This is a genomic window from Tistlia consotensis USBA 355, from assembly GCF_900177295.1.
GTDB lineage: Bacteria > Pseudomonadota > Alphaproteobacteria > Kiloniellales > DSM-21159 > Tistlia > Tistlia consotensis.
The window spans coordinates 750,019-771,058 of sequence record NZ_FWZX01000001.1; the positions used below are offsets into that span (position 1 = coordinate 750,019).

General features: G+C 71.5%; 21 protein-coding genes. 4 read left to right on the forward strand and 17 right to left on the reverse strand.

Annotated features, from left to right (window positions below; all coding sequences use genetic code 11):
- The first annotated feature begins 33 nt into the window (after nucleotides 1-33).
- The gene (locus tag B9O00_RS03430) at nucleotides 34-996 is read left to right on the forward strand and encodes a homoserine kinase (protein ID WP_085121002.1); all 963 of its coding nucleotides are present in this window, start codon (nucleotides 34-36) and stop codon (nucleotides 994-996) included.
- A 10-nt stretch (nucleotides 997-1,006) separates the two neighbouring features.
- Nucleotides 1,007-1,438 (forward strand): ribonuclease HI, encoded by a 432-nt coding sequence (gene rnhA, locus B9O00_RS03435; RefSeq protein WP_085121003.1) that lies wholly within the window; start codon nucleotides 1,007-1,009, stop codon nucleotides 1,436-1,438.
- A 21-nt stretch (nucleotides 1,439-1,459) separates the two neighbouring features.
- Here the strand turns inward: rnhA and B9O00_RS03440 are convergent, their stop codons facing one another.
- The 3 genes from B9O00_RS03440 to B9O00_RS03450 all read right to left on the reverse strand — a co-directional run bounded on the left by B9O00_RS03440 (nucleotide 1,460) and on the right by B9O00_RS03450 (nucleotide 6,115).
- Entirely contained in the window at nucleotides 1,460-3,088 is a 1,629-nt protein-coding gene (locus B9O00_RS03440; protein WP_085121004.1) for an aq_1923 C-terminal domain, read from the reverse strand.
- 239 nt (nucleotides 3,089-3,327) lie between these two features.
- Entirely contained in the window at nucleotides 3,328-3,810 is a 483-nt protein-coding gene (locus B9O00_RS03445; protein WP_085121005.1) for a peroxiredoxin, read from the reverse strand.
- A 151-nt stretch (nucleotides 3,811-3,961) separates the two neighbouring features.
- Complete coding sequence (locus B9O00_RS03450; RefSeq protein ID WP_085121006.1) at nucleotides 3,962-6,115, reverse strand: protein-disulfide reductase DsbD family protein; 2,154 nt, start codon at nucleotides 6,113-6,115, stop codon at nucleotides 3,962-3,964.
- A 147-nt stretch (nucleotides 6,116-6,262) separates the two neighbouring features.
- On the opposite strand from B9O00_RS03450, the gene B9O00_RS03455 reads away from it, so the two are divergent.
- A complete protein-coding gene (locus tag B9O00_RS03455; protein ID WP_218822772.1) occupies nucleotides 6,263-6,841 on the forward strand; it encodes a YqgE/AlgH family protein in 579 nt (192 codons plus the stop codon).
- Nucleotides 6,842-6,877: 36 nt separating this feature from the next.
- Here B9O00_RS03455 and B9O00_RS03460 read toward each other — a convergent pair whose 3' ends face one another.
- The 4 genes from B9O00_RS03460 to B9O00_RS03475 form a co-directional block, all read right to left on the reverse strand.
- On the reverse strand, nucleotides 6,878-7,522 hold the full coding sequence (locus B9O00_RS03460) for a GNAT family N-acetyltransferase (RefSeq protein WP_085121008.1): 645 nt from the start codon (nucleotides 7,520-7,522) through the stop codon (nucleotides 6,878-6,880).
- Nucleotides 7,519-8,811, reverse strand: a complete 1,293-nt coding sequence (locus B9O00_RS03465; protein ID WP_085121009.1) for a M16 family metallopeptidase — start codon at nucleotides 8,809-8,811, stop codon at nucleotides 7,519-7,521. Before B9O00_RS03465 ends, B9O00_RS03460 begins: the two co-directional genes overlap by 4 nt.
- Complete coding sequence (gene thrC / locus B9O00_RS03470; RefSeq protein WP_085121010.1) at nucleotides 8,808-10,229, reverse strand: threonine synthase; 1,422 nt, start codon at nucleotides 10,227-10,229, stop codon at nucleotides 8,808-8,810. The genes B9O00_RS03465 and thrC overlap by 4 nt, the downstream gene beginning before the upstream one ends.
- A gap of 88 nt (nucleotides 10,230-10,317) precedes the next feature.
- Nucleotides 10,318-11,817, reverse strand: coding sequence for a carboxypeptidase M32 (locus B9O00_RS03475; protein WP_085121011.1), 1,500 nt, complete (start codon nucleotides 11,815-11,817; stop codon nucleotides 10,318-10,320).
- A gap of 97 nt (nucleotides 11,818-11,914) precedes the next feature.
- Here B9O00_RS03475 and B9O00_RS03480 point away from each other — a divergent pair, with 97 nt between their 5' ends.
- Complete coding sequence (locus B9O00_RS03480; protein WP_085121012.1) at nucleotides 11,915-12,421, forward strand: hypothetical protein; 507 nt, start codon at nucleotides 11,915-11,917, stop codon at nucleotides 12,419-12,421.
- Here B9O00_RS03480 and B9O00_RS03485 read toward each other — a convergent pair.
- From B9O00_RS03485 to B9O00_RS03530, 10 genes are all read right to left on the reverse strand, one after another.
- On the reverse strand, nucleotides 12,418-13,161 hold the full coding sequence (locus B9O00_RS03485; protein ID WP_085121013.1) for an SURF1 family protein: 744 nt from the start codon (nucleotides 13,159-13,161) through the stop codon (nucleotides 12,418-12,420). The genes B9O00_RS03480 and B9O00_RS03485 overlap by 4 nt on opposite strands.
- Nucleotides 13,162-13,174: 13 nt before the next feature.
- Nucleotides 13,175-13,558 (reverse strand): DUF983 domain-containing protein, encoded by a 384-nt coding sequence (locus tag B9O00_RS03490; RefSeq protein WP_085121014.1) that lies wholly within the window; start codon nucleotides 13,556-13,558, stop codon nucleotides 13,175-13,177.
- A 22-nt stretch (nucleotides 13,559-13,580) separates the two neighbouring features.
- Nucleotides 13,581-14,414 (reverse strand): cytochrome c oxidase subunit 3, encoded by an 834-nt coding sequence (locus B9O00_RS03495; protein WP_085121015.1) that lies wholly within the window; start codon nucleotides 14,412-14,414, stop codon nucleotides 13,581-13,583.
- 59 nt (nucleotides 14,415-14,473) lie between these two features.
- Entirely contained in the window at nucleotides 14,474-15,142 is a 669-nt protein-coding gene (locus B9O00_RS03500) for a cytochrome c oxidase assembly protein (protein ID WP_085121016.1), read from the reverse strand.
- Nucleotides 15,143-15,149: 7 nt separating this feature from the next.
- On the reverse strand, nucleotides 15,150-15,341 hold the full coding sequence (locus B9O00_RS03505) for a cytochrome c oxidase system small membrane protein (RefSeq protein WP_085121017.1): 192 nt from the start codon (nucleotides 15,339-15,341) through the stop codon (nucleotides 15,150-15,152).
- 5 nt (nucleotides 15,342-15,346) lie between these two features.
- Complete coding sequence (locus B9O00_RS03510; RefSeq protein WP_235017036.1) at nucleotides 15,347-16,297, reverse strand: heme o synthase; 951 nt, start codon at nucleotides 16,295-16,297, stop codon at nucleotides 15,347-15,349.
- A gap of 135 nt (nucleotides 16,298-16,432) precedes the next feature.
- Nucleotides 16,433-18,049 carry a cytochrome c oxidase subunit I gene (ctaD, locus tag B9O00_RS03515; protein ID WP_085121019.1) on the reverse strand — a complete coding sequence of 539 codons (1,617 nt, stop codon included), beginning with the start codon at nucleotides 18,047-18,049 and terminating at the stop codon, nucleotides 16,433-16,435.
- A gap of 25 nt (nucleotides 18,050-18,074) precedes the next feature.
- Nucleotides 18,075-18,914, reverse strand: coding sequence for a cytochrome c oxidase subunit II (gene coxB / locus B9O00_RS03520; RefSeq protein WP_089229557.1), 840 nt, complete (start codon nucleotides 18,912-18,914; stop codon nucleotides 18,075-18,077).
- A 161-nt stretch (nucleotides 18,915-19,075) separates the two neighbouring features.
- Nucleotides 19,076-20,410 carry a DUF3422 family protein gene (locus tag B9O00_RS03525; RefSeq protein WP_085121021.1) on the reverse strand — a complete coding sequence of 445 codons (1,335 nt, stop codon included), beginning with the start codon at nucleotides 20,408-20,410 and terminating at the stop codon, nucleotides 19,076-19,078.
- A gap of 112 nt (nucleotides 20,411-20,522) precedes the next feature.
- Nucleotides 20,523-20,807: a hypothetical protein gene (locus tag B9O00_RS03530; protein ID WP_085121022.1), complete on the reverse strand. Its 285-nt coding sequence runs from the start codon at nucleotides 20,805-20,807 to the stop codon at nucleotides 20,523-20,525.
- Nucleotides 20,808-21,040: the final 233 nt, after the last annotated feature.

The following is a 21,040-nucleotide window of genomic DNA, read 5'->3' on the forward strand; positions in this document are numbered from 1 at the left end:
TCGGGCGCGGCTTTTCCGCTAAGAGGCGGCGCCATGGCCGTCTACACCGAGGTTTCCGACGAAGAGCTGCGCGCCTTCCTGGGCGCCTACGACCTGGGCGAGGTGCTCACCTTCAAGGGCATCGCCGAGGGCGTCGAGAACTCCAACTTCCTGCTCGGCACCCGCTCCGGCAACTACGTGCTGACGCTCTACGAGAAGCGCGTGCACCGCGAGGACCTGCCGTTCTTCCTCGGCCTGATGGAGCATCTGGCGAGCCGCGGCATCGCCTGTCCGCTGCCGGTCAAGGCGCGCGACGGCGCCGTGCTGCACGACCTGCGCGGCCGGCCGGCGGCGGTCATCACCTTCCTGGAGGGCCTGTGGCCGCGCCGCGTCCATCCCTTCCACTGCCAGGAGCTCGGCGCCCAGCTGGCACGCCTGCACCTGGCCGGCGGCGACTTCGCGCTGAAGCGTCCGAACGCCCTGTCGGTCGGCTCCTGGCGGCCGCTCTACGAGTCCTGCGACGGCCGCGCCGACCAGGTCTGCGAGGGCCTCGCCGCCGGCCTGGAGCGGGAGCTCGACCGGCTGGAGGCGGAGTGGCCGGCCGGCCTGCCCGAGGGCGTCATCCACGCCGACCTGTTCCCGGACAACGTCTTCTTCCGTGACGAGAAGCTGACCGGCCTGATCGACTTCTACTTCGCCTGCAACGACTGCTTCGCCTACGACCTGGCGATCTGCATGAACGCCTGGTGCTTCGAGCCCGACGGCGCCTTCAACGCGACCAAGGCGCGCCACCTGCTGAACAGCTACCGCGGCCAGCGCCCGGTCGGACCCGAGGAGCTGGCAGCCCTGCCGATCCTGGCGCGCGGCGCCGCCATGCGCTTCCTGCTGACCCGGCTCTACGACTGGCTGAACTGCCCGGCGGGCGCCCTGGTCACGCCGAAGGACCCGCTGGAGTACTGGCACAAGCTGCGCTTCCACCAGGGGGTGCGCGGCCCGGGCGCCTACGGGCTGACGTGAACGGAGCGCTATGACCGACAGTGTCGAGATCTTCACCGACGGGGCCTGCAGCGGCAACCCGGGCCCCGGCGGCTGGGGCGCGGTCCTGCGCTACCGGGGCCGCGAGAAGGAGCTCAGCGGCGGCGAGCGGCAGACCACCAACAACCGCATGGAGCTGATGGCGGCGATCGCGGCCCTGGAGGCGCTGAAGCGGCCGAGCCGGATCGAGCTCTGGACCGACAGCACCTACCTGCGCGACGGCATCACCAAGTGGATCCACGCCTGGCGCAAGCGCGGCTGGAAGACCGCCGACAGGAAGCCGGTCAAGAACCAGGACCTCTGGGAGCGTCTGGACGCCGCGATCCGGCCGCACGAGATCGAGATCCACTGGGTCCGCGGCCATGCCGGCCACCCGGAGAACGAGCGCGCCGACCGTCTGGCCGTGGCCGCGATCCCGCGCTGAGCAGCCGGGTCGGGCCGCCCCTCAGTCCGGCGGCGTCGCCTTGGCGGCGATGCCGAGCTGCTCGGCGATCTGGTCAGGCGCCACCGCGAGCATCGCGAAGGCGAGCAGCGGTACCGGCTCGGACGGCCTGATCTCGACCTCCAGGCGCCCGGGATTAGCCAGGAACTCCTGCACCGCGAGCCCCAGGTCGCGCGGCATCTGGCCCTGGCGCAGCGCCTCGGCGACCTGGAAGGCGGCGACCTGGCGCAGCTGCTTGGCGGTCATGCCCTGCTCTCCGGCCGGGCCGGTCAGGATGGCGTCGAGGCCGCCCTCGTCGATCAGGGTCAGGCTGGCCGAAGCGAGCTTGGCCTTGCCCGCGACCTTGTCCAGCGCTTCCGGATCCTCGAGCAGCTGATCCTCGTTGAGCTTCAGCACGTGCGCCTTCACCTCGAGCGACGCGGCCTTCGGCAGCTCCAGCAGCAGCGAGCGCAGGTCGACCTCGCCGCCGTCGGGCGCCAGCAGCGCGACGCTGTGCAGGCGGAAGCCGGGGCCGTAGCCGGCGGCCTCGATCGGCGCCCAGAAGCGGGCGAGGGCCGGGTCCTGGCCGGAGAAGGTCAGGCCGTCGAGCGTCATTTCCTGGCGCAGGTTCTCGTCGACGGTCCGGTCCTCGATCGCCAGGCTGGCCAGGCGCAGGTCGACCTTGTCGTCGTGCAGGCGCACGTCCTCGAGCCGCATGGTTCCGGCCGGGGCCCGCGGCGGGATCAGGTCGCCGAGCTGGCCCGAAGCGATCAGGGTCAGGTCGAGGTCGGTCAGGCCGCCCTGCGCCACTTCCAGGCGCCGGCTCTCGGTCTCGTCGACCGCCATCCGCTCGAAGTGCAGCGTCGCCAGGCGGCCGCGGACCAGCTGCCCGAGCTCGGCGTGGGCCAGGGAGCCGCGCAGCGACGGCGGCGGGGCCGGCGCCGGCTGCCCGGCGGCCGCCCCTTCCCCGGGCGTCGCGTCGGGCTTGTCGGAGGGCGTCCCGCCGGCGGCGCCCTGGTCGGCAGGCGTCTCGCCGGGCGGCGGCGCCAGCGACTCGTCCTGGCGCTGGTCCGGCAGGCTGGCCGTCTGGTCGGGCGGCGGCGGCTTCCTGATCTTGAAGGTGCCGGGCACGTGCTCGACGAAGGGCTGGGCCGGATTGACCGCTCCAGAGCGGTCGAAGCTGATCTGCTCGACGCTGCCCGAATCGAACGACAGGCGCCCGGTCCAGGTCTCCGGGCCGGTCGCCGGGCTGTCGTCGAACACCATTTCCCGCAGCGCGACCCGGTCGATCCGCCAGCGGCCCCAGTCGGTGGCGACGACGACCCCCTCGGCCGCTCCGGAGTGGAAGCGCAGGCCCTCGCTGCCCTCGATCACGAGCCCCTTCGCGGACAGCGTGGCCACCGTCAGGGTGAAGGGATCCTCGAGCGCCGGGGCCGATATCTCCAGGCCGTGCACCGTGCCGCCGCGCGCGAAGAGGGCGACGTCGAGCGATCGGTAGCTGACCTCGGCGCCCGGCCCGAGCCGCTCCTGCAGCTGGTCCAGCGCGACGCGCCAGTTCTCCTCGACCTGGTTGCGCAGCGTGACGCCGACGGCGACCGCCGCCGCGGCGACCACCAAGAGCGCCGCACCGGCGACCAGCAGTCCTCTCCGCATCCAGGCGTCCTCTCGTCTCCAGCGCTTCCTTTTGGCCGGCAGTCTAGAGCAAATGCGGCGCTCCGGAAAGCAAGGGTTGTCGTCGATATGGACGGTAAACTATTTCTGAATCAAATACTTATAGAGGGATCGGAGGCGTCGTGCGGCAGCCCGCCGCGCCGGGCCCCGTCATCCACCCGGAAAGCGAAGGCGGCGGCCGGGCCGGCCGCCGCCTCGCGCCGTCCGAGGGCGACAGAGGCTCAGAGCACGTTCAGCACGGCCTCGGCGCTCGACACCTCGAAGGCGCCCGGCTGCTCGACATGCAGCGCCTTGACCACGCCGTCGTCGACGACCATGGCGTAGCGCTGCGAGCGCTTGCCCATGCCGAAGCCCGAGGCGTCGAAGGACAGACCGAGGGCGTCGGTGAACTCGCCGTTGCCGTCCGCCAGCATCATGACCTTGTCGCCGGCCCCCTGGTCGCGGCCCCAGGCGTCCATCACGAAGGCATCGTTGACCGACACGCAGGCGATCCGGTCGACGCCCTTGGCGCGGATCTCGTCGGCCCTCTGGATGAAGCCGGGCAGGTGCTTGGCCGAGCAGGTCGGCGTGAAGGCGCCGGGCAGCGCGAAGACCACGACCTTCTTGCCGCCGAACAGCTCGTCGGTGGTCACCTCCTGGATACCGTCGCTGGTCTTCAGCTTCATCTTGGCGCTGGGAATCTTGTCGCCGACCTTGATCGTCATGGTGCTTCCCCCTTCGTGCTTGCCAGGGTTGGGAAATGGCTCGAGCACGCCGGCCGGCGCGCTCGCCCCTCACAGATAGGCCGTCCGGGCTCGCCCGCCAAGCGTGCCGCGCGGCGCCGCGGCCCGGCGCCGGCCGCAACCCCTCGCCGCGCTAGTCGCGCGCCGCCAGATGCCCGGACGGGCCGGCCGCGGCCAGGGCCGAGAGCACCTGCTCGACGGTCAGCAGCTCGGGCAGCGGCTTGCCGTTGGGCGCCGCCGGGCCGTAGACGGCGTTGAAGGGGATGCCGTAGCGGCCGAAGCCGGCCAGGTAGCCGGCGATCGCCGGGTCGGGCCGGGTCCAGTCGCCGCGCAGGCGCACGATGCCCTTGCCGCCCAGCGCCGCCTGGACCTGCGGGTCGTCGAGCACCAGGGCCTTGTTGACCTGGCAGGTGATGCACCAGTCGGCCGTGACGTCGACGAAGACGACCTTGCCCTCGGCGACCAGGGCCGGGATCGCCGCGACGTCGAGCGGCTGCCAGCCGGCCTCGTGGCTCGCGCCCGCCCGCCCGCCGGGCGTCGGCTGCGGCCAGGCGGCGACGACCAGCAGCAGCGCGACCAGGGCCGCGCCGCCGAGGGCCGCGGCCGGGCGCGGCAGGCGGCGGCGCAGGGCGATCAGCAGCGCGACGGCGCCGAGCAGCAGGGCGACGCCGGCGGTCGGCAGCCAGCCGAGCTGCACGGCCAGCACCGAGAGCAGCCAGGCAGCCGTGCCGACCAGCGCGAGGCCGAGCAGCCGGCGCAGGGTGATCATCCAGCGACCGGGCCGCGGCAGCCGGGTCGCCAGCCCGGGCGCCGCGGCGACCAGCAGGTAGGGCAAGGCGAGGCCGAGGCCGAGGGCCGTGAAGACGGCGAGGATCTCCGGCGCGCCGCGCGACAGCGCGAAGCCGACCGCGGTGCCCAGGAAGGGCGCCGAGCAGGGCGTCGCCAGCAGGGTCGCGAAGGCGCCGGTCAGGAAGTTGCCGGCCAGGCTGTGGCCGCCGGTGCCGCCCGGGCCGTGACCGATCGTCGCCACGCCGCCGAGCCAGCCGGGCAGCGGGATCTCGAAGAGGCCGAAGAGGTTGAGCGCGAACAGCACGACCAGCAGGGCCATCGCGGCGAGGAACAGCGGCTGCTGGAACTGGATGCCCCAGCCGACCGCCAGCCCCGCCGCCTTGACCGCGATCGCGGCGCCGGCGAGCAGCAGGAAGGACGCCAGGATGCCCGCGGCCGAGGCCAGGAAGGACAGCCGCACCGCCCCGGTCTCGCGGCCGCCGTGGCCGATCGCCGAGAGCAGCTTGATCGACAGCACCGGCAGCACGCAGGGCATCAGGTTGAGGATCAGGCCGCCGAGCAGCGCCAGCCCGAGAATCGCCGCGAGGCCGCCGAAGCCCGCCGCGCGCTCGCCCGCGGGCCCCTCCGGTGCCGCGGCCAGCGGCTGCAGGGTCGTCGCCTGTTCCAGGCCGCGGTTGCCGTCGACCAGGGTCAGGGTCGCCGGCGTGCCGGCGACCGGCCGCTCGCCCTGGGGCCCGAAGGTGACCGGTAGCGTCAGCGTGGCGCTGCGCTTGTCCGCCGCCAGCTTCACCGCGGGCGCGCCGAAGCGCAGGTCCGACCCGGTCTCGACCAGCAGGTCCGGCGCGAGGAGCGGGACTGCCGAGCGGACCTGGGCGACCAAAGTCGGCTTCGTCGCCGTGCCGCCGACCCCGGTCCGCTCCAGCGTCAGGCCGCTGTGGCCGCTGCCCTGCTCGGGCACGCGCGCCTCGAAGCGGTCGATCAGGAAGGCCTCGCGGGCAGGCCTGGCGGCGCCCGGCGGCAGGTCGAGCGTCAGCGTCGCGCTCTGCGGCACGCAGATCTCGGCGCAGACCAGGTAGTCGACCTTGGCCGTCAGCGCGAGCGGCCGGCCCGGGTCGGCGGCCTTGGCCGCGATCGGGAAGACGACCTCCTTCTCGTAGCCGAAGGTGTCCAGGCCGAACAGCGTGAAGCGGTGCGGCACCGGCCATTCGAAGCGGGTCGAGGCGAGGTTGCCCGAGCCCGACCAGTCGACGCTGACCGGGAAGCCGGCGTCGCCGGGCGAGCGCCAGTAGGTCTTCCAGCCGTCCTTGAGCTCGATCTGCAACCCGAGCTTCGGCTCGCCCGTTTCACCGATGGCGTCCGCGGCCGCGACCAGGCGCAGCCGGCCCTGGTCGTTGTCGACCCAGGGACCGGCGGCGGCGCGGGCCCCGGAGACGGCACAGGCGCTGCCGAGTGTCAGCGCGGCGAGAAGCAAGAACAGGCGGCGAAGCAGAACGGACATCCCTGGGCCTGGAGGAACGGTAACCTTTTTCTGAGGTCTGGCTGGCATATAATAGCTTCCAGGACACACGACATCGTCACGAAGTCGTGCGGCGATACGTCCGCTGGCCGCAGCGGGGAACGAGCGATGAGCAAGCAGCGAGCGTCCATGTTCGATCGTCTGAGCGAGGCCGAGGGCAACTTCCTGACCGGCAAGCTCCTGATCGCCATGCCGTCGATGCAGGACCCCTGGTTCGAGCGCTCGGTGGTCTACCTCTGTGCCCACAGCGAGGAGTGGGCCATGGGGCTGGTGCTGAACCGCCTGGTCGAGAGCCTGAGCTTCCCCGACCTGCTGGAGCAGCTCGGCATCGAGTCGGCGACCGAACGGGCGATCCGGGTGCACTTCGGCGGCCCGGTCGAGACCGGGCGCGGCTTCGTGCTGCACTCGACCGAGTACCTCCAGGATTCGAGCCTGCAGATCGACGACGGCGTGGCCCTGACCGCGACGGTCGACATCCTGCGCGACATCGCCCACGACCGCGGCCCGCGCCGCCACCTGCTGGCGCTCGGCTACGCCGGCTGGGGACCGGGCCAGCTCGACCAGGAGATCCAGGCCAACGGCTGGCTGATCGTCGATCCCGACGAGACCCTGCTGTTCGACTCGGACCTCGAGGGCAAGTGGCAGAAGGCGGTCGACAAGATCGGCCTCGACGTCGCCAAGCTGAGCGGCTTCGCCGGCCACGCCTGAGCCCCGCTGCGCCCCGGCCGCGGCCCCGCCCGCCGGTCAGTCGCGGCGTGCCTTCCAGTCCGCGTCGACCAGGCCGTAGAGCACGTGGTCCTGCCAGCGGCCGTCGATCATCAGGTAGCCGCGCGCCAGCCCCTCCTCGGTGAAGCCGAGCTTCTCCAGCAGCCCCCGGCTCGGCCGGTTCCCCGGCAGGCAGGCGGCCTCGACCCGGTGCAGGCCGAGCGGACCGAAGCTCCAGTCGAGCAGCTCGACCAGGGCCTCGTGCATGTAGCCCTGGCGCGCGTAGCGCCGGCCGATCCAGTAGCCCAGGCTGGCCGACTGCGAGACGCCGCGCCTGACGTTGGTCAGCGAGGCGCCGCCGACCAGCGCGTCCGCGCCTCTCGGCTCGCCCGGCCCGGCCGCCTCGGCGCGCCGGAAGATCAGGAAGGAGAAGCCGCTGCGCGCCTGCCGCTCGCGGGCGTACTGGCGGATGCGGCGGCGGAAGGCCGGCACGGTCAGGGCGTCGGCCGGCCAGGTCGGCTCCCAGGGCGTCAGGAAGCCGCGGCTCTCGCGCCGCAGCTCCGACCAGGCACGCCAGTCGTCGATCGTCGGCGGACGCAGATAGACGCGGGCGGCGTTCAGGCGAGGTCCGAGCGCCGCGGACCACAGGCGGGGCAGCCCGCGGACCAGCGGCCCGGACCTCATGCCCCGGCGGCGGCCACCCTCGGCGCCGGGCCGCCCAGGCGCTCGAGCAGCCGATCGTAGCTCTCGACACCGGCGGCCGGCCCGAGCAGGGTCAGGCTCGGCGGGCTGGACAGCAGGCGGCCGACCAGACGGAGAATGTCGTCGGGGCCGACGGCCTCGATCTTCGCGACGACCTCTTCCGGCGGGATCGGCCGGCCGTGGGCCAGGATGTTGCCGCCCAGGGCCTCGGCGCGCGCGCTGGTCCGTTCGCGGCTCATCAGCACCGAGGCCTTGAGCTGCGCCTTGGCCCGCTGCAGCTCCGCCTCGCCGACCGGCGCACCCGCCACCTTGCCGAGCTCGTCGCAGAAGATCGGCAGCAGCTCGCCGGCCTCGGCCTCGCCGGTGCCGGCGTAGAGGCCGAACAGCCCGCTGTCGGACTGGCTCTGCAGGAACGAGAAGATCGAGTAGACGAGGCCGCGCTTCTCGCGCACCTCCTGGAACAGCCGCGAGGACATGCCGCCGCCGAACAGGGTCGAGAAGACCTGGCCGGGGTAGTAGTCGGGATCCTCGATGCCGAAGCCCTCGAAGCCGAGCAGCAGGTGCAGCTGCTCCAGGTCGCGCTCGAAGCGCGCCTCGCCGCCGGCGTAGCGCGGCGGCGCCTGCTCGGCGACGCTCTCGCTGCGGTGCCCGCCGAAGGCCGCGGCCCCGAGCTCGACCAGGCGCTCGTGCTCCAGTCGTCCGGCGGCCGCCAGCACCATGCGGCGGGCGCCGTAGCGCGACTGCTGGTAGTCGAAGAGGGCCTGGCGCGGCAACACGGCGACGATCTCCGGGCGGCCGAGCACCGGCCAGCCGATCGGCTGGTCCGGATAGGCGACCTCCTGGAAGTAGTCGAAGATGATGTCGTCGGGCGTGTCCTCGGCCTGGCCGATCTCCTGCAGCACCACGGCGCGCTCGCGCTTCAGCTCCTCCTCGTCGTAGGTCGAGCGCTGCAGGATGTCCGAGAGGATGTCGAGCGCGAGCGGCAGGTCGTCGGCCAGCACCTTGGCGTAGTAGGCCGTGGTCTCGCGCCCGGTGTAGGCATTGAGGTGGCCGCCGACCGCCTCGATCTCCTCGGCGATCGCCTGGGCCGAGCGGTTGCTCGTGCCCTTGAAGGCCATGTGCTCCAGCAGGTGCGCGACGCCGTTGGCCTCTGCCGGTTCGTGGCGCGTGCCGACGCCGACCCAGACGCCGATCGAGGCGCTCTCGACCGTGTCCATGCGGTCGCTGGCGACGGTCAGGCCGTTCGGCAGGGTGGTGACGGTGACGCTCATGCCGCGGCTCCCGCCAGGGCGGACCGGGAGCGGATGTGCGCCTTCAGGACCTCGGTGTCGGCCGGCAGCACCTCGAAGCGCTCCGGGCGCTCGTAGAGGTCGGCGAGGCGCGGCGGCAGCGGCGGCCGCTCGCCGGTCGCCTTCTCGACCGCGTCGGGGAACTTCGCCGGATGGGCCGTGCCGAGGGCCACGACCGGCAGCCGGCGATCGAGCTCCAGGCTGCGCGCCGCCGCGGTGCCGACCGCACTGTGCGGGTCGATGAGCTCGCCGGATTCCTGCCGGCGCAGGGCCATCTCGGCCAGCGTGCCGGCGTCGTCGAGCCGGAAGCCCTGGAAATCGCTGCGGATCGCCTGCCAGAGCTGCTCGCCGAGCTCGACCCGCCGCGCCTCGCGGAAGCGGTCCAGCAGGCTGCGCACCAGCGCCCCGTCCCGGTCGGCGGCCTCGAAGAGCAGGCGCTCGAAGTTGCTCGAGACCTGGATGTCCATCGAGGGCGAGAGGGTCGGCACGACAGTCTCCATGGCCAGCGCGCCGGTCTCGAAGAAGCGGGCCAGGATGTCGTTGGCGTTGGAGGCGACGACCAGGGTCTCGATCGGCAGGCCCATGCGCTTGGCGGCGTAGCCGGCGAAGACGTTGCCGAAGTTGCCGGTCGGCACGACGAAGGCCAGCGGCCGGCGGCCCCCGGGCCCGATGGCGCCCAGCGCCAGGCCGGCGGCGAAGTAGTAGACGATCTGGGCCATGACCCGGGCCCAGTTGATCGAGTTGACCGCCGAGAGCGGGAGCTCGGCGCGGAAGCCGCGGTCGTTGAACAGCGCCTTCACCAGGTCCTGGCAGTCGTCGAAGCTGCCCTCGATCGCGATGTTGTGGACGTTGGCGGCCTGGACCGTGGTCATCTGCCGGCGCTGCACCTCGCTGGTCCGGCCCTTCGGATGCAGCATGAAGATCTCGACGTGGGCGCGATCGCGGCAGGCCTCGATCGCCGCCGAGCCGGTGTCGCCGGAGGTCGCGCCGACGATGGTCAGGCGCTGGCCGCGCGCCGACAGGATGGCGTCGAACAGCAGGCCGAGCAGCTGCAGCGCGACGTCCTTGAAGGCGAGCGTCGGCCCGTGGAACAGCTCGAGCAGCCAGAGCCGCGCGTCGAGCTGCTTCAGCGGCGTGACGGCGGCGTGCTCGAAGCCGGCATAGGCCTCGGCGACCAGCAGGTCGAAGCGCTCGGCGACCACCGAGCCGACGACGAAGGGCCGCATGATCCGGGCCGCCAGCTCGGGATAGGGCAGGCCGGCCAGCTCATCGAGGTCGGCCGCGGAGAAGTGCGGCCAGGCCTCGGGCAGGTACAGGCCGCCGTCCGACGCCAGGCCGGTCAGCAGGACCTCGTCGAAACCGAGGACCGGGGCGTCGCCCCGGGTCGAGCAATAGCGCATCAGTCATTCCAACGATCGGGAGCAGGCACTCTAGGGTCGGCGGGCCTGCGGCGGCAAGGCGCAGCGCCCGCGGGACCGGGCCGGCGCCTCAGGAGTCGAGATAGCGGGCTTTCAGATGGGCCTTGAAGACGCCGGGATCGAGGGGTTTGCCGCTGGCGCGCCCGACCAGCTCGGCGGTGCTCCAGCGCGAGGCCTCGCCGTGCACCTTCTCGCGCAGCCAGCCGAGCAGCGGCGTGAAGTCGCCGCGGCCGATCGCCTGGGGGATCTCCGGCCGGGCGCGGCGGGCGGCGTCGAACAGCTGGGCGGCGATCAGCGCGCCCAGGGTGTAGGTCGGGAAGTAGCCGAAGGCGCCGTCGTACCAGTGGATGTCCTGCAGGCAACCGAGCCGGTCGTCCGGCGGCGTCATGCCGAGCAGACGGTGGAAGCCCTCGTTCCAGGCGCCCGGCAGGTCGTCGAGCGACAGCTCGTCCGCGACCAGGGCGCGCTCCAGGCGGTAGCGCAGGATGATATGCGCCGGATAGGTGACCTCGTCGGCCTCGACCCGGATGAAGCCCGGCTCGACCCGGTGGTAGAGGCGCAGCAGGTTCTCCGGCTCCCACAGGGGGCCGCTGCCGCCGAAGGCCTCCCGGGCCAGCGGCGCCAGGAAGCCGACGAACTCGGGGCTGCGGCAGGCCTGCATCTCCATCAGCAGCGACTGGCTCTCGTGCATCGCCATGCCGCGCGCCCGGCCGACGGGCTGCAGCCGCCAGGCGGCCGGCAGGCCGCGCTCGTAGAGGGCGTGGCCGGTCTCGTGCAGCACGCCCATCATGGCGCTGGCGAAGTCGGCCTCGTCGTAGCGCGTGGTGATGCGCACGTCCTCCGAGACGCCGCCGCAGAAGGGATGGGCGGAGGTGTCGAGCCGGCCGTGCTCGAAATCGAAGCCGATGGCGGCCATCAGCCGCTCGGCGAGGCGCTTCTGATGCTCGGCCGGGAACGGCCCGGGCGGCAGCTCGCCCGCCGGCCGTGCCGCCTGGCGCTCCAGCACCGCGCCGAGGAAATCGGGCAGGAAGCCGGCCAGGTCGTCGAACAGCGGGTCGATGTCTGAGACCCGCAGGCCCGGCTCGTAGGCGTCGACCAGCGCCTCGTAGGGCGACAGGCCGAGCGCCGCCGCCTTGGCCTCGGCCTTGCGGCGCACCAGGGTCAGCAGCTCGGCGAGCAGCGGCTTGACCGCCGCGTAGTCGCTCTCGGCCCGGGCCTGCCGCCAGGCCAGCTCGCAGCGCTGGGAGGCGCGCGACAGCGCCTCGACCAGGCCGGCGTCGAGCGCCGTGCCGTGGCGCCACTCCCGGCGCATCTCGCCCAGGTTGGCGCGCTGCCACGGACCGAGCGCCGGCGCCTCCGCCTCGCTCGCGTCGAGCAGCTCCTCGGTCTCCGGAGCGGTGAGCATCTCGTGGCTCAGCACCTCCAGGACCGCCAGCTGCTCGGCACGCGCCGCGGCGCCGCCCGCCGGCATCATCGCCGCCCAGTCCCACTGCAGCATGCCGGCGGCCTCGTCGAGGGCCTGGCGGCGGCGGAAGCGGGCTTCCAGTCGGCTGTAGGGCGTTTCGTTCATCGGGCTCCCATCCTCGTCGTCCGGCCCCTATAAGGGGACCGCTCCCCCAACCCGGGGACTACAGGTCCGTTCCCCGACACTGAACAGGAGAGACGGCATGGCAGGCAAGCTGCCGGACAGCGGCAGGCGGCCGGGCGACGGGACGGGCGAGGTGCTGCTGCGCATTCCGCTCAACCGTGCCAAGGCGCGCGCCCTGCTGGCGACCCACTTCATCCTGCCGGCGCTGATCCTCTACCGGGTCGTGGAGGGGCAGGGCCCCCTGCGCGAGAGCCTGGTCGCGCTGCTCGTCGTTGGCAGCGTCTTCGGCTTCGCCGCCTGGTCGGTGATCCGCGAGCTGCGCACCCCCGGCCCGGCCGTCGTGCTGGAGCGCGAGGGCTTCCGCGACTTCCGGCGCGGCGACGAGCTCGTGCCCTGGGAGCAGGTCTCCGAGGTCAGCCTGAAGCGCGGCATCCTGTCACGCGGGGTCAAGATCGTGCTGACCGACGGCAACCGCGCCGACATCGACACCGGCCTGCTCGACATCCGCGCCCGCAAGCTGACCGAGCGCATCGTCGACCTGCTGCACGAGCGGCAGGCCGGGGACGCGGAGGAGGAGGAGAGCTAGCCGCGCTTGCGTCGCCAGACCAGGAAGACGATCAGCAGCACGACCGCGAGCGAGAACCAGGTGAGCGCGTACTGCAGATGGTCGTTCCTGAGGGTGACGCGGGTCTGGCCGCCGACCGGCCAGGCGCCGGGATGCTGGTCGGGCAGGGCCTCGAGGTAGAAGTCGGTGATCGGCTGTTCCAGGCCGGCGACCTGGGCCATGGCCGGCAGGTCGAGCCAGAGCCACTGGTTCTTGGCCGGCTCGTTGACCGGCTGGAACCACTTGAGGCCGTGCCAGCCGCCGCGGCGCAGCAGGCCGACCTGGGTCGCCTCGCCCTGCAGCAGGCCGTCCTGCCGCGTCGCCGGATCGAGCTTGTCCGGCGGCAGCCAGCCGCGGTCGATCAGCAGGGTGCGGCCGTCGTCGAGCCGGAAGGGCGTGACGACATGCAGGCCGACCTGGCTGTCGCGGGTCCGCGAGGCGAGGTGCAGCTCCTTGTCGTTGAGATAGTGCCCCTGGACCCGGAAGGGCCGGTACTCCAGGGCCGCGACATCGGCCGGCAGGGGCTGCGGCAGCGGCGCCGGGGCCTGGGTCGTGCGCTCCTGGAGCCGGGCGATCAGCCCCTCCTTCCAGGAGAGGCGCTGCAGCTGCCACACGCCGAGGCCGACCAGCAGGGCCAGGGCGGCCAGCACGATCGGCCAGGCCCAGGGCCCGCCGGGGCGCCCGCCTGGTCGTCGTTGCCCGGAACGGGTGCTCGCGGTCACCGGGCCGCTCCGCTCACTCGTCCTTGTCGTAGTCTTCGGTGCCGCTGTCCGAGGCGCGGTGCCGGTACTGCAGGGCGATGAAGTAGGCCTTGAGCGGCCGGATCAGCAGCAGCGTCGTGCCGAGCACCGTCGGCACCCAGATCGCCATGTGGACCCACTTCGAGGGCGCCCAGACGGCGTCGACCCAGAGCGCCAGGGGCACGAAGAGCGCGCCCAGGCCGAGGATCAGGAAGACCGCCGGGCCGTCGCCGCTGTCGGCCTTCTTGAGGTCGAGGCCGCAGGATTCGCAGCGGTCCGCGACCTCGAGATAGCCGCCGTAGAGGCGGCCCTTGCCGCAGCGCGGGCAGCGGCAATGCAGCGCGGCCTGGAGCGGCGAGACCGACCAGCCGGCGTTCACGGCCGGACCGGGGCGGCGGCGGTCATTCGACCGCCGGTACGCCCGCGCCGTACCAGTAGACGCAGGTGAAGAGGAACAGCCAGACGACGTCGACGAAGTGCCAGTACCAGGCCGCCGCCTCGAAGCCGACGTGCCTTTCCGGCGTGAAGTCGCCGCGCAGCGCCCGGAAGAAGCAGACCGTCAGGAAGATCGTGCCGACGATCACATGGAAGCCGTGGAAGCCGGTCGCCATGAAGAAGGTCGAGGAATAGATGTTCTCGCGGAAGCTGAAGGCGGCGTGGCTGTACTCGAAGGCCTGGAAGCTGGTGAACATCAGGCCGAGGATGATCGTCAGGCCCAGGCCCTGGATCATGCCGCGCCGGTCGCCCTCGCGCAGGGCGTGGTGCGCCCAGGTCACGGTGCAGCCCGAGAGCAGCAGGATCAGCGTGTTGAGGAACGGCAGCGCGAAGGGATCGAAGGTGTGGATCGAGGTCGGCGGCCAGACGCCGCCGGTGATCTGGGTGCGCAGGAACTGCTTGACCTCGTCCGGGAACAGGCTGGCGTCGAAGTAGGCCCAGAAGAAGGCCACGAAGAACATCACCTCCGAGGCGATGAACAGCAGCATGCCGTAGCGCAGGCCGATGCGCACGATCGGCGTGTGCAGCCCGACCCTGGCCTCGTGGACCACCTGGCTCCACCAGCCGAACATCGTGGTCAGCACCAGCAGGATGCCGACCGGCAGCAGCCAGGGCGTGATCTCGTGCATGAACAGCACCATGCCGGTCGCCAGCACGCCGCCGGAAAATGCGCCGATCAGCGGCCAGGGGCTCGGGTCGACGAGATGGTAAGGGTGGTGCTGGCCGTGCGCCTCGCTCATGGTCCTCTTTCCCCTTCGAACTGCCCCGCGTCTCGCGGCAGGCTATAGCTCAATCGCGCTCACTTCGGAAGGGCGGCAGTCTGCCGCTCGGCCGGCGCGACCTTCTGGATCGCACTGGTGTCCTGCTCGCCGGCGCCTCCCGCCTTGCCCTTGCCCAGCGCGTCGGGGTCGGGGAAGAAGGTGTAGGCCAGGGTGATGGTCTTGACCTCGGCGACGTTCGGGTCGTCGGCGATCGAGGGGTCGATGAAGAACGACACCCCCATGTCGACCGACTGCCTCGGCTGCAGCGTCTGCGCGTCGAAGCAGAAGCAGTGCACCTTGTTGAAGAACTGGCCGATCTTGCCGGGCGTCACGTTGAAGGTCGCGACGCCGGCGGTCGGCCGGTCCGACAGGTTGGTCGCCTTGAAGAAGGCGAGCCCCTGCTCGCCGACCTTCAGGGTCATCTCGCGCTGCTCCGGCTCGAAGCGCCAGGGCAGGCCCGGGTTGACGAAGCCCTCGAAGCGGATCTTGACGACGCGGTCCAGGGTCCGGTCGGGCACGACCGTCGCCGTGCGGGTCGTGCCGCCGGTGCCGGTGACTTGGCAGAACAGCCGGTAGAGCGGCACCATCGCGAAGGCGAAGCCGACCATCGCGCAGACCACCACGGCCAGCACGACCGCGACGCGCCGGTTGCCGCGGGCGGCATCGCGCCGGGGCGCCGGCCGGGGGGAGTCGCTGTGCCGGTCCATGGCCGCCTCAGCCGCTCATCCGCACGATCGAGACCAGGTAGACCAGCAGCGCGAAGCCGACCAGCGCCGCCAGCACCGCGAGGTTCTTGCCGCGCTTGGCGCGGTAGAAGGCCCGGCGCTGCGCCTCCTCGTCGGCGGGATCGCGCCGCGGCGAGGCGGCCGGGCCGCCGTTGGGCTTGCCGCCCTGGCTCGCGGCCATCGCGCTCACCCCAGGACGCCGCCGGCGAAGCCCGGCAGCAGGCTGGAGAGGTGCCCCGGCCCGCGGTCGACGATCAGCGCCGCGAACAGCAGGAAGAGATAGAGGATCGAGAAGCCGAACATCCGCTTCGGCGCGCGCGGATCGCGGTCGCGCAGCACGTCGAGCGCGCAGGCGATGAACAGCAGGCCGAGCAGGATCGCGAGGCCGGCATAGAGCGGCCCGGCGATGCCGAGCAGGCTCGGCAGCGGCGCCAGCGGCAGCAGCACCAGCGTGTAGAGCAGCATCTGGCGTCGCGTCGCCTCGGGGCCGGCGACGACCGGCAGCATCGGCACGCCGGCGCGCGCGTAGTCGCCGGCCCGGTAGAGCGCGAGCGCCCAGAAGTGCGGCGGCGTCCAGAGGAAGATGATGGCGAACAGCACCAGCGGCGCGACGTCGAGCCCGCCGGTCACGGCGGCCCAGCCGATCATCGGCGGAAAGGCGCCGGCGGCGCCGCCGATCACGATGTTCTGCGGCGTCCGGCGCTTCAGCCAGATGGTGTAGACGAAGACGTAGAAGCCGTTGGCCAGCGCCAGCAGCGCCGCCGCGGTCCAGTTGACCGCCAGGCCCATCAGCATGACCGAGAAGAGCGAGAGCACGACGCCGAAGCCGAGCGCCTCGGCCGGCTCGACCCGGCCCCTGGGGATCGGCCGGCTGCAGGTCCGGCTCATCACAGCGTCGATGTCGCGGTCGTACCACATGTTGATGGCACCGGCCGCGCCGGCGCCGATCGCGATGCACAGGATCGCGACGCCGGCGAGCAGCGGGTGCAGCTGGCCCGGCGCCACCACCAGGCCGGCCAGACCGGTGAACACGACGAGGCTCATGACCCGCGGCTTGAGCAGCGCGAGGTAGTCGCCGACCGTCGCCTCGCCGCCCGCCGCCCGCGCGGCGCCGGGGGCCGTGGCCGGCCGGCCCAGTCCGATGTCAGCCGTGCTGTCGCTCACCGTGATCCCATCCGCTTGACGCTGAACCGCAGACGGCGCCGGAGGCCGGCCGGGGCCGAGCGGGCCGCGGCCGGCCCGACCCGGGCCGCCTGTCCTCGAACTGCCGGATTACTTGATCTGCGGCAGTTCCTCGAAGGTGTGGAACGGCGGCGGCGACGCCACGGTCCACTCCAGGGTCGTCGCGCCCTCGCCCCAGTAGTTGGCGCTCACCCGGCGCCCGGCGGTCAGCGTGTAGATCATCACGCCGACGAAGAAGATCGTCGAGGCGAAGGAGATGTAGGCGCCGATCGAGGACACGTAGTTCCAGCCGGCGAAGGCGTCGGGATAGTCGACGTAGCGCCGCGGCATGCCCTGCAGGCCGAGGAAGTGCTGCGGGAAGAAGATCAGGTTGACGCCGATGAAGGTCGTCCAGAAGTGCAGCTTGCCGGCCCACTCGGGGTAGGTCCGCCCGCTCATCTTGCCGATCCAGTAGTAGATGCCGGCGAAGATGCCGAAGACGGCGCCGAGGCTGAGCACGTAGTGGAAGTGCGCGACCACGTAGTAGGTGTCGTGCAGGGCGGTGTCCATGCCGGCGTTGGCCAGCACGACGCCGGTCACGCCGCCGATCGTGAACAGGAAGATGAAACCGACCGCCCAGAGCATCGGCGTCTTGAACTCGATCGAGCCGCCCCACATCGTGGCGATCCAGCTGAAGATCTTCACGCCGGTCGGTACCGCGATGATCATCGTCGCGGCGGTGAAGTAGGCCTTGGTGTCGACGTCCAGGCCGACGACGTACATGTGGTGCGCCCAGACGATGAAGCCGATCGCGCCGATCGCGACCATGGCGTAGGCCATGCCGAGGTAGCCGAACACCGGCTTCTTCGAGAAGGTCGAGACGACGTGGCTGATGATCCCGAAGGCCGGCAGGATCATGATGTAGACCTCGGGGTGGCCGAAGAACCAGAACAGGTGCTGGAACAGGATCGGGTCGCCGCCGAGCTCGGGATTGAAGAACGAGGTGCCGAAGTTGCGGTCGGTCAGCAGCATGGTGATCGCGCCGCCGAGCACCGGCACGGCCAGCAGCAGCAGGAAGGCCGTGACCAGCATCGCCCAGATGAACAGCGGCATCTTGTGCAGCGTCATGCCGGGCGCGCGCATGTTGAAGATCGTCGTGATGAAGTTGATCGCGCCCAGGATCGAGCTGGCGCCGGCCAAATGCAGGGCGAAGATCGCCATGTCGACCGATGGCCCGGGATGGCCGAGCGCCGAGGACAGCGGCGGGTAGATCGTCCAGCCGGTGCCGGCGCCGGGGCCGACGAAGGCCGAGCCGAGCAGCAGCAGGAAGGCCGGCACGATCAGCCAGAACGAGATGTTGTTCATCCGCGGGAAGGCCATGTCGGGCGAGCCGATCATGAGCGGGATGAACCAGTTGCCGAAGCCGCCGATCAGCGCCGGCATGACCACGAAGAACACCATGATCAGGCCGTGCGCCGTGATCAGCACGTTCCACATCTGCCCGGGATCGCTGGACAGCTGGTTCATGATCTGGATGCCGGGGTGCTCGAGCTCGGCGCGCATGACGACCGAGAAGGCGCCGCCGATCAGGCCGGCGACGCAGGAGAAGATCAGGTAGAGGGTGCCGATGTCCTTGTGGTTCGTCGAACAGAACCAGCGGACGAAGAAGCCGGGCTTGTGGTCGTGATGCCCGTGGGTGTCGTGCGCGGCCGCGTGCTCGGTTGCCATTCGCTTCAGGTCCTCTCGTTTCGTCTCAGCGCGTCAGGCCGGCATCGGCGAGCTGGGTGGCCCCGCTCGGCGTCGGCAGCGCGGCATACTCGTCGTGGGCCTTGTCGAGCCACTTCTTGAACTCTTCCTTGGACACCACCTTGACCATGATCGGCATGAAGTAGTGGCCGCTGCCGCACAGCTCCGAACACTGCCCGTAGTAGGTGCCTTCCTTCTCGACCTTGGTCCAGGTCTCGTTGGCGCGGCCCGGCACGGCGTCGATCTTGAAGCCGAAGGCCGGCACGGTGAAGTCGTGGATGACGTCGGTCGAGGTCACGATGAAGCGCACGGTCGTGTTCACCGGCAGCACCAGCTGGGTGTCGGTGCCGAGCAGGCGCGGCAGCCCCTTGGCCTTGTCCTCGTCGTCGCTCAGGGGCAGCGAGGTGAACTCGAACTTGCCCTTCGGCGAGTCGTAGCCGTAGCTCCAGTTCCACTGGTGGCCGGTGACCCGGATCGTCAGGTCGGCGTCGGGCACGACGTCCTCGGCGTAGAGGAGCTTGAAGGAGTCGATGGCGATGAACATCAGGATCAGGACCGGCACGACGGTCCAGACGATCTCGATGAGCGTGTTGTGGGTGCGCTTGGAGGGCGTCGGATTCGCCGCCTTGCGGAAGCGCACGATCACGTAGAGCAGCAGCACCGTCACGAACAGGGTGATCACCGTGATGATGATCAGCAGTTCGTGATGGAACGAGCCGATCATCTCGCGGATGTGCGTGGCCGCCGGCTGCAGCCCGAGAGCCCAGTCCTGCGGCTGCTCTGCGAACGCATGGCCGCCGACGGCAGAAAGACCGCACACCAGGGCGGCCAGAACCAACCAGCGCATCGACATCCTTCCCCTTTTGTCCCGGGCCGGCCGCCTCTTGCCGCCGTCCCTTTGTCGATCGGGCGCAAACTAGCCAACTTGCCGACGCCCCTCAAGCCGAGACGCGTGCGGCATATTGCGTCCGAAAACAAGGCTTTTTCGCCGTTCGCCTCGCTCTTTTCCTACTCCCCGTGCCGATCCGCGGGCGAGCCGGCCCGCTCGGCGAGCTGGCGACGCACGCGGCGCAACCCGATCCAGCAGAGACCGGCGACGACCGGCACCGCGATGCCGGTGACCAGGCTGGTCGGCAGGTGCAGCCCGCCGGCCTCCAGGCCCTCGGCCAAGTAATGTACCAGACCGACACCATAGTAGGTGATCGCCGCCACGGACAGCCCCTCGACGGTCTCCTGCAGCATCAGCTGCAGCCGGGCCCGGCGGTCCATCGAGCGCAGCAGGTCGCGGTTCTGCGCCTCCAGGTGGATGTCGACCCGGGTGCGCAGCAGCTGGCTGGTCCGGGCGACCCGGTTGGCCAGGCTGTCGAGCCGCTCGGCGACGGCCTCGCAGGTGCGCATCGCCGGGGTCAGCCGGCGGTCCATGAACTCGCCGATCGTCTGCAGGCCCTCGATCCGGCCCTCGCGCAGCTCGGCGACGCGCTTCAGGACCAGGGCGTTGTAGGCGCGCGCCGCGCCGAAGCGGTAGGAGGTCTCGGCCGACAGCTTCTCGATCTCGGCCGAGACCGCCGTCAGGCGGTCGAGCAGGGCCTGCTCGTCGACGGCGCCGGCGGCCTCGGACAGCGCCTGGGTCACGGCGGTCAGCTCGTCGCCGAGCCGCGACAGGTCGCCGACGTGGCGGCGCGCCGTCGGAAAGGCGAGCAGCGCCATCGTGCGGTAGGTCTCGATCTCGAACAGCCGCTGGACCAGCCGGCCGGCCTGGCGCGGCCGCAGGCTGTGGTCGCGCACCAGGATCCGGCCGAAGCCGTCCTCGTTGATCGAGAAGTTGAAATAGGCGGTGGCCGCGCCGCCCGAGACGGCGGTGCCGGCGAAGTTCTCGATGCCGAGCAGCTGCGGCAGCTCCTCGAGCGCGACCTCGGGCAGGTCGGCGGCCTCGAGCTCGAGATGCACGCCGACCAGCAGGCTGCCGGGCAGCTGGGCCAGCCAGTCGCGCGGCACCCGCTCGATGACCGGATGCTCGAAGCGGCCGATCCGGCCGTCGTCGCGCAGCGGCGCCGCCTCGCGCGCCAGGAAGGAGTAGCTGGAGAACTCGGTGTGCCGCTCCCAGCGCAGCCGGAAGGGGCCGAGGTCGACGAGGTGGAAGTCGGCGCCGTCGGCCGGCGGCGGCGCGCCGTAGTGCTGGCAGAGCCGCGCGACGTGGGCGCGGTCCGCGGTCCGCCCCTCCTCGCCCGAGAGCATCGCCAGATGGGTCGCCCGCTCGCTCGGCTGCAGGTGCATGAAGGGCCGCGCGTGGACCTCGGCCGAAACGGCCCGGCGCAGCGGATGCTCCTTCATCCCGAGAGTCATGGTGGCCCCCTGCCCGACGACAGGTCATTTGTCGCATGCGGGCGGGGCGGCGCAAGAAAAAGGCGCGGCAGCCGGCCGGCCGCCGCGCCTCGCGTCCGCGACCCGGCGCCGGCTATTCGCCGGCGAACAGCTGGCGGACGCCCTGGAGCGCCTGCTCGGCGGCGGCGCGGTCGCCGGTCTGGCAGGCCTGGCGCGCCGTCTCGAGGCCCTGCAGCGCCTGCTGCATCTGCTTCTCGCCGATCGCGGCGGCCTTCGCTTCGCTCTCCATGTCCTTGATGCCCCGCTCGCAGCTGATGCCGTGGCTCGGCATGGCGAGGTCCCGGGCGCTGTTGCCGATGGCGAGCGCAGGGGTGGCGGCGGCGAACGCCAGGGCGAACGCGGCGAGACGGATGACCATGGGGGGATGAGTCCTTTTCGACCCGAGGGGACGGTCCCGATTGACCGTCGACGCCAGGGAGGTCGGCGAACCAGCCATGCGTTTCAAGCCGGGGGCGAAGCTCGACCTATGCGGGAAGCGCATGCGTCGCCGCCCCGGCCCCGCCCCTGCCCCCCTGCCGCGAGGGGGTGCAACGACGGCCGCTTGCCGCCATATGATGGCCGATCGCCCTTTCGCCCCCGACACCCCCGAGC